This is a genomic window from Actinomycetota bacterium (assembly GCA_030774015.1).
GTDB lineage: Bacteria > Actinomycetota > UBA4738 > UBA4738 > JACQTL01 > JALYLZ01.
In genome coordinates, this window is record JALYLZ010000001.1 from 1 (window position 1) to 8,903 (window position 8,903).

Sequence of the window (8,903 nt, forward strand, 5' to 3'; positions counted from 1 at the left end):
CCGGAGCCTTCTGACCAGCCGGATGCTGTTCGACAGGCGCAGCTGCGTTGCCGGCACTGAGCAATGGCCATGCACAGGGACCACCATCGAGCCTCCATCGAAGCGCGAGGGCTGGAGGACTTCAGCCGATTCCCCTCCGATCACGCGGCCTGATCAGAGGACGTTGAGGCCGCCCAAGAAAATGCCGATCACGATCAGCACGACTCCCAGGAGCAGACTGCGGCGGAAGAGGGCCACCACTCCGGCGACGATCAAAATGATGCCGATGATCCACAGCAGGGGAACGGCTCCCCCGTGCACGACTGCGGCCAGCGGTGGCGCCACGAGCATGGTGTGCATCGCGTCCTCCTCTCAGTCTCGGCTTTCCCGTTGCGCGGCTTCGCAAACGCCTTGAGTCTCGTGCCTAGCCCGGTGATCCAGCCGCCCTCCTGGGCGAGCGTCCAACAAGCATTGCAGGTCGCCTATCCACTCTCTCTCCCGCTCTCGGCCGGGAGGCTCTTCACCTCGACCAGGTGGACCTCTTCCTGGCCTTCCCAGGCAAGGTCCTGTCGGGGCTTGACTATCCAGCTGGCGAGGGCTCCCAGTCCCGGACGGCTTGCCCGAGCTTGACGAGAATGGCGGCCCCGCCCGCGAGCTCGAGAAGCCGAAGCGCCCAGTGCTTGCGCAGCAATGGGATCCGGAACGCCAAGGGCAGGGCAACCACCAGAACCCAGGCCATCCGACGTCTCCATCGCTCGCCGCTGGGAGAAGCCAGGAACTGGAGCGCCTCCCGCCGTCTGCGCCGGATGGCTTCAGGCAGTGTTCTGATGTCCACGTCGTGGGATGGTACATGTGCCGCCGGCGGTCCGTCGCCGCGAGAGTCCGTGCCCTCAGGGAGGGTCTGGTCATGCATCCTCGACCGCATCGGGGTCCGCTCCCGGGGGTCTCTGCTGCGGCGACCGAGGCAGCCTGATGCCGTGGCGCTCAGCCCACTCGGTGGGGCGGTCTGCGGCCAGCGCGGCATCTTTGGCGAGTCGAGCCAGCTCTTCTCTGCGCTCCCGCGCCGCGAGCCGGGCACGCAGCGACAGGTAGGCGATACCGCCCACCGGGATCGGCAGCCAGAAGCTCACCAGCCGATAGGAGATCACGCCCAGGATGGCAATCCCTCGCGCGGTCCCGAACCCCACCAGGGTGGAGGTGAGGACTGCCTCCACGATGCCGAGGCCGCCTGGGGTGATCGGGATCGCGGCCAGCACGTTGGCCAGGCCGTAGGAGACGAGCAACCCGACCACGCCGGGACGGCGGCCGAACGCCCACACGAACACCTCGAGCGACGCCGCGTCCAGCAGCCAGTTGGCTGCAGCCCACCCGACCGCGGAGAGCAGCAGCCGCCGATCGGCCAGCAGCATCACCAGGCGCGCCGCGAGGCGGTGGATCAACGCGTCCATCTTGTCCTCGTCGAGGAAAGGGGCATGTCGAGCCACGAACCGCATGGACCTGGCGGCTCGCTCCTCCCCCTTCGTGAGCGCCAGGACCGACAGACCGAAGCCGCCGATCACGACGGCTCCGGCCGCCGCGGCCGTCCCGTACAGGGGATTGAAGCCGTGCGTCGGAATCGAGACGACGAGCGCCAGCCAGAGCAACACGTTCAGCACCACGGCGGAGCCGATCCCCTGGATCGCCAGAGCAAATCCCGCGTCGCTCCCGCTGACTCCCTGCTGCCCCAAGAGTCGGAATCCGAGGGCGCTGGCGGCGGCCGAACCTCCCGGCACGAGGTGGCTGACGGAGAGCGTGGACAGCTCGATTCGAATGGTCGTGAACAACCGGGGGCGGCTCTTCCGAGGCAGCACGGCTTGGGTGAGCATGCCGTAGGCGATGATCGAGGCCACTTCGAGCGCCAGTCCGGCGAGGATGAACGCGACGTTCACCCTCGCGAGCAGGGACAGTGACTTGCGCGCCCCAGCGATCTGCGGGAGCACGAGGTAATCCACGATCAGGAAAAACAGCAGTACGCCGACAATGCGCCTCACAACGCGGGTAGATTTTGATCGGCGCTTGCGTGCCCTGCCGCCCCGCACGTTCGGGCCTCCATGCGCCTCGCTCACGTGGCTGACAGAAGCCTAGGGGAGTGATGGGCCGCGTCTAGCGAGCCTGCTCGACAGCCACATCGGCCCCACGGAAGCGTTGACCAACGCGCGTTTCAGTGCGACTTGACTTTCGTGCCCAGGTGCAGGTCCACGCCGAACAAGACCAGTGGCCACAGCAATACGGCGAGCACCGCGGAGGCGATGGTCTCGATGTCCCCGAGGTGGACGAAGTACTGGTGAGTCGCCGCCACGATGACGCCGACCACGATGTACACGATGGCGATCAAAGCCCTCATGCTTCGCGCCTCTCTCTCGTTCCCCCGCGCGGCAACCCGGCCAGCTTGGCTAGGTTGATGCTGCTCAGCTCACTTCACGAGCAGGTAGATGATGACGCCGAGCGCCACGAGCACGAGGAAACCGAACAGCATGCCCAGGCCTCGGCGATTAGCTCGCCCTCCCCCTCCTCCTCCTCCTCCTCCTCCCCATCGTCGCCCCCTCCCTCGTCTCCACGCCATGTTCTCCTCCTTCAGCGATGGCCTCGTCGGGCGCCGGACCCGTCTCGGGACCGGGTGCTGGGTCCTGACCCGACAAACCGCTCGGCTATTTCTACTTGGCCTCTCCCGGCACCGTGTCCTCCGCTTCAAGCAGCTCTTCGAACAGCGATCGATAGTGCACCAGGGCCCCCCTCAGGTCCTCTGTGGAGGCCTTGCCTTGGTCGTTGGCGAGCGAAACGCCATGTGCCGCCCGGTAGTTCGCAACGACCTCAGGATGGTCCACTGAGATATCAGCCGCCCGCTGCTCGAAGTCCTCCATGGGGTAGCCTCGATCTCGCATCACCTCGGCCACGAGGAGATCGGCCTCGCGGGTGGCCTTTGCGGGCGAATCCACGAACTCGGCCTGGGCCGCGCTCCATGCCCGCCGAAAGCGCTCGCGAGCGGCGGGGTCCAGCTGCCGGAGGTCCATCCCGGCCCTCCGTTGCTGCCTCGCCTCGAGCTCGGATTCGGCCCTCTTGCGGTTGCCCGCATCAGCCACGGTCCGCTCGTACTCGGGTCCGAATGCTCCTCGAAGAGACCCCGTTCGACGCTTCCTCCTGGCCCCCAGAATCAGCAAGCTGAGGACCCCCAGCACCACGACCACGATGACGACCCATCCCCACACAGGCATGCCCCGCTCCTTTCGTCCGTCCGCTAGGGCACCTCGCTTCTCATCGCCCGACGACGCCCTTCACCCTGCTGACCGCCTCGTCGACCTTCTGCTTCACCGCTCCCATGATCACATCCTCGGTTCCCCGTACGTCACGCGCGCCGCACCAGGTAGAAGATGACCAAGATCACCACGATGGCGACGATGATCCCGGGGATCGCCAATGAGAGAGCCAGCATGTCTCCTCCTCTTCGATGGGATCGATTGCACCGTTCCTATTCATGCCCCGCTCCTCCGCCGGGGACGCTACCGAGGATTCTCCTGTTCCCGTGCTCGTTGTGTGCCCCTGCATCGACGAGGGATGCGGTGAAACGGATCAAGGACGCCCAGCTCGGAGAGCCGAACAAATGCGGTCGCGGAGTGGCCCGGCATGCCGAACCGCGCATCTGAGGGGATCTGTACCGCTCGGCACCCGAGCCTCCTCGGCCCGCCCGCTCTCTCCCGTGGCGGCGCGGTTCTGTAGTCCGAACCGGAGGCTGAAGTCAGGATACGAGGGCCGATCGCTGGGGCCTGCACGCGGTTACAATAATGGATCCCGCCGGGGCCTCCGAGAGCGTTCGTTGTTGGTGACGAGAACTCCCGTCTAGTGGTCGGGCGGATCGTGGAGGAGGCCACACGGGATCGCTGACCGATGGTCAGGATCCTGATCGGTGGGCAAACGTCTTCGGAACGCCCGAGGCGTCTTCTTCATGCACGCCGAGAACGAAGCCCGGCAGCGAGGGCGCCGCTTGCCAGTCTGGAATTGAGCACCCGCGATGAGGATGCCTCCCGAGAGGACCCGAACGTCGCAGCCGGGGTTCTCCACGGGTTCCACTCGTCTCCCACACTCCGCTCCCGTTCGGGCCCCGAGAGACCGAGCCGTGCCTGGTGGGCAACTCGGACATCGGGACGACATCCAGGGGCTTCGCGCCGTCGCCGTCGTCCTGGTCGTGCTCTGGCACGCCAGAGTGGGGTTGCTGAGGGGGGGCTATATCGGTGTGGACGTCTTCTTCGTGCTGTCTGGCTTCCTCATCACCGGGTTGCTGCTTGCGGGGGCCGCGACGCCGAGGGCCTGGCACTTCGCGATCAGGGCGTCGGAGTGGAACCCCGAGTCCGCCCGCATCGTGAGTGGTCCGGCGGCCCCGGCCCGGCGGACGCGGGCCACCGTCTCGGACAGAAAGCGCCCCACGCCCCGGGCGGTGTTGGCCTTGCCGGTGCGCTGGCGGACGTGTAGGACCTCGCCGGTCTCGGCCCGGGTGGCGAGCAGGGGGGTGGTACCCCAGCCGTCGGGTGTGGCCGTAGCTCGCCCCGCCCTTTGCGTAGCCGTGGACCTCGCACACCGTGGAGTCGAGATCGATCGTCATCGGGGCGTCCCCCGGTCCCGTACCCGCGGCCCAGGCGCGGGCAAGCGCCACCGCGGTCACCTTGTCCAGCTGGCGGACGTGGCCGAAGGTGAACGACCGCAGGAACGTCCCGAGCGAGGACGGCGCCATGGGGCGGTGAGGCAGGACCTGCCCGGTGGCACCCGAGCAGGACCCCCGGACGGAGGACTACGTGACCGGGCGGTTCGGATGAGAGAGGAAACGCGACGCCGGTTCCACGACGACCTGGCCCACCTCCAGGCCACGCTGTACCGGGAGGCGGACCTGGCCACGACGGCGGTGGCGCGATCGGTCGAAGCGCTCGTGCACCGGAACGACGAGCTGGCCCAGGCAGTGATCGACGGGGACGACGAGGGGGCACGACTACGTGGGCGACACCAGGACCCTCGACGTCCACGTGAAGCGCATCCGCCAGAAGCTCGAGGTGGACCCCCACCGGCCGGCGCACCTGATCACCGTGCGCGGCCTGGGCTACCGGTTCGTGGACTGAACGCCCCGCGATTCGCCCGCTCTGCGCCCGCAGCCGCATCGCTGCTACGCTCGAACGCGTGTCCCCCACCCGCAGCGACCGGGACGAGGAGCCGGCCCGCGAGCGTCACGAGGCTGTCGTCATCGGCGCGGGGCCGGCAGGGCTCGCCGCCGCCGCGATGCTCCGACGCGAGGGCGTCCCGACCCTCGTCCTCGAGCAGGCCTCGGTCGGCTCGAGCTGGCGGCAGCACTACGACCGGCTCCACCTGCACACCGTTCGATGGCTTTCCAGCCTCCCCGGGCTCCCGATCGACCGACGGGAGGGCCGGTGGGTGTCCCGGGACGGCGTCGTCCGCTATCTCGAACGCTACGCGGGCCATCACCGCCTGAACGTGCGAGCTGGCGTCGAGGTCCTCGAGCTCGCCCGCGACGACGGTGCCTGGCGCCTGCGCACGAACCGAGCAGAGATCAGCGCGCACTTCGTGGTGGTGGCCACGGGGTTCAACCGAGAGGCAGTGCTCCCCGACTGGCCGGGGCGCGCCTCGTTCACGGGCCAGCTGCTGCATTCGGCCGACTATCGAAACCCCGCTCCGTATCGGGCCACGGACGTCCTCGTCGTCGGAACGGGGAACTCCGGCGCCGAGATCGCCGTGGACCTGGTCGAGGGCGGCGCCCGGGACGTCGCGATCTCCGTGCGAACCCCGCCCAACATCCTCCGACGCGACGTCGGCGGCCTTCCCTCGCAGGCCGTGGGGGTGCTGATCCGTCGCTTGCCCGTCCGTGTGGTGGACCGGATCGCCGCGGTCATGCAACGGCTGACCGTCGGGGACCTGACGCGCTACGGCATGCCGCCTCCCCCCGCCGGGATGCTCACGAGGGCGAACCAGGACTCGATCCCGATCCTCGACGTGGGCCTGATCCGGTTGCTCAAGCGGCGTCGCGTTCGGGTGGTCCCCGCGGTGGTGGGATTCGACGGGCCGGACGTGCTGCTGGAAGGCGGAACGACGGTCCGGCCTCATGCGGTCATCGCGGCGACCGGGTTCCGCCGCGGGCTCGAGCGGCTGGTCGGCGGGCTCGGACTGGTGGAGCCGGGCGGCCGGCCGGTGGTCCACGGCGAGCGAACCCATCTGAACGCGCCGAACCTGTACTTCATCGGGTTCACCAACCCGATCAGCGGCAACCTGCGCGAGATCGGCATCGACGCCCGGCTGATAGCCCGCGCCGTGGCCCGGGAGCGAGCGGCCGCGGCCAGCGTTCCCGTCCGCGCCGCCTAGGCCGAGTCGGTCGACCGGCGCGACCGCATTGGACAGGCGGGGGCTTGCCTCGATAGCCCGTGGGGTCCAGAAACACGATCGCGGCCTGAGACCGGCAGCGGCGGTCCGGTCTGCGACAATGCCGCGCCGTGATCAGCTCCCTCCTCTATCTCCTCCTGCGCCGGGTCCTCCGCCTGGCCCATTCGAGCGATCGCATGGCGGCCGAGGCGGAACTCGAGGTCGCCGTGCTGCGACACCACGGAACCGGCTGGGCACTTAACCGAAGAATGGCGCACCATCCTCACCGAGCAGGACAAGCGGCTCGTCGAAGAACCACTTGTTGAGGTGGTCGATAATCTTGTTGGCGCCCCAGTAAGGGTACGGCCCGGGCCGCGCAGCTCGTTGCTCGGCATTCAGCGGCACTCGCTTGCCGTCAAGGCAACGGGTCACGAAGCGCAGGTGCGCCACCTCCCAGTGAGCAGGAAGTTGGGGCAGCCAGTCGATCGGCGAGGGGGCGTACGTCCAGGCTGTTGTCGCGATGTCCGTCATCAGGTCAGCCCCAGAGCGCGCTCCACGAGTCCGTCGCCTTCGGCGAGGACCTTCCGGATGTCCACCTCGATTGTCTCGAGCGGCCGGAGCTCGACGGGCTTGTAGAAATGCCGCGTGAACGATATCTCGTAGCCGATCTTCTCCTCGGACTTCTCGTCGACCCAGGCGTCGGGCGCGAAAGGCGTCACCTCGCGAGCGATGAACGCATCGATCCCGCCCCCTTCGAGGAGCGGCACGTGCTCGTAGTCGGTGAGCACCGGGTCGGCCTCGTATTCGATGACCGCCTGCTTGCTGTCGATCTCCACCCGGAATCGGCCGTGCAAGGGGTCCGGCACCGCCTTCGCGCCCTTGACCACCTTCTTGACCACTGCTGGCGCCTCCTCGTCCCGCCACGACAGGCCGCGAACGAGGGCCTTCTTGTGTCCCTCGGCCAACTTCACGTCCCAGGCGGTGAGAGCGGCGTCGACGGTCTCGACGAAGGAGTTGTGGTCGTCGAACACCTCGGTGCCAATCTCTTCGGCAAGGCGCTGGCCGAGCTCGTAGAGGTGGTGGTCGCGGGCCCACCTCTTCTCGTCGAGCAGCCGCTTGCGTAACGCCGCCTTCACCCGGGGTCCGGCGTCCTCGTCCTCGTCCTCGCCGCCGTCCAGGGTGGCCCGGAACCGACGTCACGCCCAAGAGGTCTTCGTCCCCCTGTCCCATCCACCCGGTGAGGCCCAGTTCGACTTCGGCCAGGCCACCGTCGAGATCGCGGGCGTGCGGCGCAAGGCCGCGTTCGCGGTCATGAGCCTCCCCTACTCGGACGCCTTCCACGTCTCCGCCTACCCCCGGGAGTGCACCGAGACCTTCCAGGCCGCCCACGTGGCCGCGTTCCGCTTCTTCGGGGGAGTGCCGACCCGGACCTCCTACGACAACACGACCATCGCGGTGCGCAAGGTGATCGGCCGGGAGCGGGCTCTCACCCGGGAGTTCCTCCGCCTGGAGAGCCACTTCCTGTTCGCCCACCGGTTCTGCCGGGTCGGCAGGGGCAACGAGAAGGGCCACGTGGAGTCCCTCGTCGGGTACGGGCGGCGCAACTTCATGGTGCCCGTCCCCTCCTGCTCCTCGTTCGCCGAGCTCAACGCCCGTCTGGAGGCCTCCTGCCGGGCCGACCTTCACCGGCGGGTCCGGGGCAAGGCCGTGACCAAGGCCGAGCTGCTCGAGGTCGACCGAGCGGCGATGCTTCAGATCCCCACCGCTTCCTTCGAGGCCCGCCGGGTGGTCCATGCCAGGGCGAACTCGCTCTCCCTTGTGCGGTTCGATCGCAACGACTACTCGGTCCCCACGGCGTTCGCCCATCACGAGCTCACCGTCGTGGGCGGGATCGAGCAGGTCCGCATCGTGGAGGACGCCCACCTGGTGGCGACGCATCCCCGGTGCTGGGAGTCCGAGCAGACCACCTTCGATCCCCGCCACTACCTGGCCTTACTCGAGCGCAAGCCCGGCGCCCTCGACGTCGCACGGCCACTGGAAGACTGGGACCTCCTGGGGTGCTTCGCCCTGCTGCGCCGGCGGCTGGAGGCCGACCTCTCGCACCTGGGCACCCGGGAGTTCATCAAGGTGCTGCGCCTTCTGGAACGCGCGTCGGTGGCCGAGCTCGCCGGCGCGGTACAGGCGGCCCTTGCGATCGGGGCCACGAGCTCCGACGCCATCGCCCTGATCCTTCACCACCGCCAGGAGCGACCGGTCTCGCTGTTCTCCCTTGACGGGCACCCGCACCTGCGCCCGTACCACATCGAGGCGCCCGACCTCTCGGCCTACGCCTCCTTGAAAGGAGCATCCGCATGAAGGCCCTGGAGTCCAAGTCCCTGGTCCTGCTGCGCCACCACCTGAAGGCGCTGCGGCTTCCCACCATCGGAGCCGAGTGCGAGAAGGTGGCGCGGCGGGCCGCGGCCGACAACGTCGATCACCTCACCTACCTGCTGCAGGTCACCGAGCTGGAGCTGCTGGAGCGCGAGCGCAAGGCC

General features: G+C 68.4%; 11 protein-coding genes and 1 pseudogene. 5 read left to right on the forward strand and 7 right to left on the reverse strand.

Annotated elements, in window-relative coordinates:
• Positions 1–153: 153 nt before the first annotated feature.
• The 5 genes from M3Q23_00005 to M3Q23_00025 all read right to left on the reverse strand — a co-directional run bounded on the left by M3Q23_00005 (position 154) and on the right by M3Q23_00025 (position 3,230).
• Positions 154–279 (reverse strand): GPGG-motif small membrane protein, encoded by a 126-nt coding sequence (locus tag M3Q23_00005; protein MDP9340503.1) that lies wholly within the window; start codon positions 277–279, stop codon positions 154–156.
• Positions 280–559: 280 nt separating this feature from the next.
• Entirely contained in the window at positions 560–814 is a 255-nt protein-coding gene (locus M3Q23_00010; GenBank protein MDP9340504.1) for a hypothetical protein, read from the reverse strand.
• A gap of 70 nt (positions 815–884) precedes the next feature.
• A complete protein-coding gene (locus M3Q23_00015; protein ID MDP9340505.1) occupies positions 885–1,970 on the reverse strand; it encodes a YbhN family protein in 1,086 nt (361 codons plus the stop codon).
• Between the two features lie 209 nt (positions 1,971–2,179).
• Positions 2,180–2,362 carry a hypothetical protein gene (locus M3Q23_00020; protein MDP9340506.1) on the reverse strand — a complete coding sequence of 61 codons (183 nt, stop codon included), beginning with the start codon at positions 2,360–2,362 and terminating at the stop codon, positions 2,180–2,182.
• 310 nt (positions 2,363–2,672) lie between these two features.
• Positions 2,673–3,230, reverse strand: a complete 558-nt coding sequence (locus tag M3Q23_00025) for a hypothetical protein (GenBank protein ID MDP9340507.1) — start codon at positions 3,228–3,230, stop codon at positions 2,673–2,675.
• A gap of 1,359 nt (positions 3,231–4,589) precedes the next feature.
• On the opposite strand from M3Q23_00025, the gene M3Q23_00030 reads away from it, so the two are divergent.
• The 3 genes and pseudogenes from M3Q23_00030 to M3Q23_00040 all read left to right on the forward strand — a co-directional run bounded on the left by M3Q23_00030 (position 4,590) and on the right by M3Q23_00040 (position 6,372).
• Positions 4,590–4,751: a hypothetical protein gene (locus tag M3Q23_00030; GenBank protein MDP9340508.1), complete on the forward strand. Its 162-nt coding sequence runs from the start codon at positions 4,590–4,592 to the stop codon at positions 4,749–4,751.
• A 234-nt stretch (positions 4,752–4,985) separates the two neighbouring features.
• A pseudogene (locus M3Q23_00035) lies at positions 4,986–5,120 on the forward strand (helix-turn-helix domain-containing protein).
• Between the two features lie 58 nt (positions 5,121–5,178).
• Entirely contained in the window at positions 5,179–6,372 is a 1,194-nt protein-coding gene (locus M3Q23_00040) for an NAD(P)/FAD-dependent oxidoreductase (GenBank protein ID MDP9340509.1), read from the forward strand.
• 255 nt (positions 6,373–6,627) lie between these two features.
• On the opposite strand, the gene M3Q23_00045 is transcribed toward M3Q23_00040, so the two are convergent.
• Together M3Q23_00045 and M3Q23_00050 are read right to left on the reverse strand one after the other, a co-directional pair.
• Positions 6,628–6,900, reverse strand: a complete 273-nt coding sequence (locus M3Q23_00045) for a hypothetical protein (protein MDP9340510.1) — start codon at positions 6,898–6,900, stop codon at positions 6,628–6,630.
• On the reverse strand, positions 6,900–7,505 hold the full coding sequence (locus tag M3Q23_00050) for a hypothetical protein (GenBank protein ID MDP9340511.1): 606 nt from the start codon (positions 7,503–7,505) through the stop codon (positions 6,900–6,902). The genes M3Q23_00045 and M3Q23_00050 overlap by 1 nt, the downstream gene beginning before the upstream one ends.
• A 43-nt stretch (positions 7,506–7,548) precedes the next feature.
• Between M3Q23_00050 and istA the strand changes: the two genes are divergently transcribed.
• A complete protein-coding gene (istA, locus tag M3Q23_00055; protein MDP9340512.1) occupies positions 7,549–8,724 on the forward strand; it encodes an IS21 family transposase in 1,176 nt (391 codons plus the stop codon).
• The coding region (locus M3Q23_00060; GenBank protein ID MDP9340513.1) for a hypothetical protein at positions 8,721–8,903 on the forward strand (183 nt) is incomplete at its 3' end. The genes istA and M3Q23_00060, both read left to right, overlap by 4 nt.

Bases quoted from the DNA above. Each gene is read 5' to 3' on its own strand.
- M3Q23_00025 (MDP9340507.1), bottom strand. From the start codon at position 3,230: ATGCCTGTGTGGGGATGGGTCGTCATCGTGGTCGTGGTGCTGGGGGTC.
- M3Q23_00020 (MDP9340506.1), bottom strand. From the start codon at position 2,362: ATGAGGGCTTTGATCGCCATCGTGTACATCGTGGTCGGCGTCATCGTG.
- M3Q23_00045 (MDP9340510.1), bottom strand. From the start codon at position 6,900: ATGACGGACATCGCGACAACAGCCTGGACGTACGCCCCCTCGCCGATC.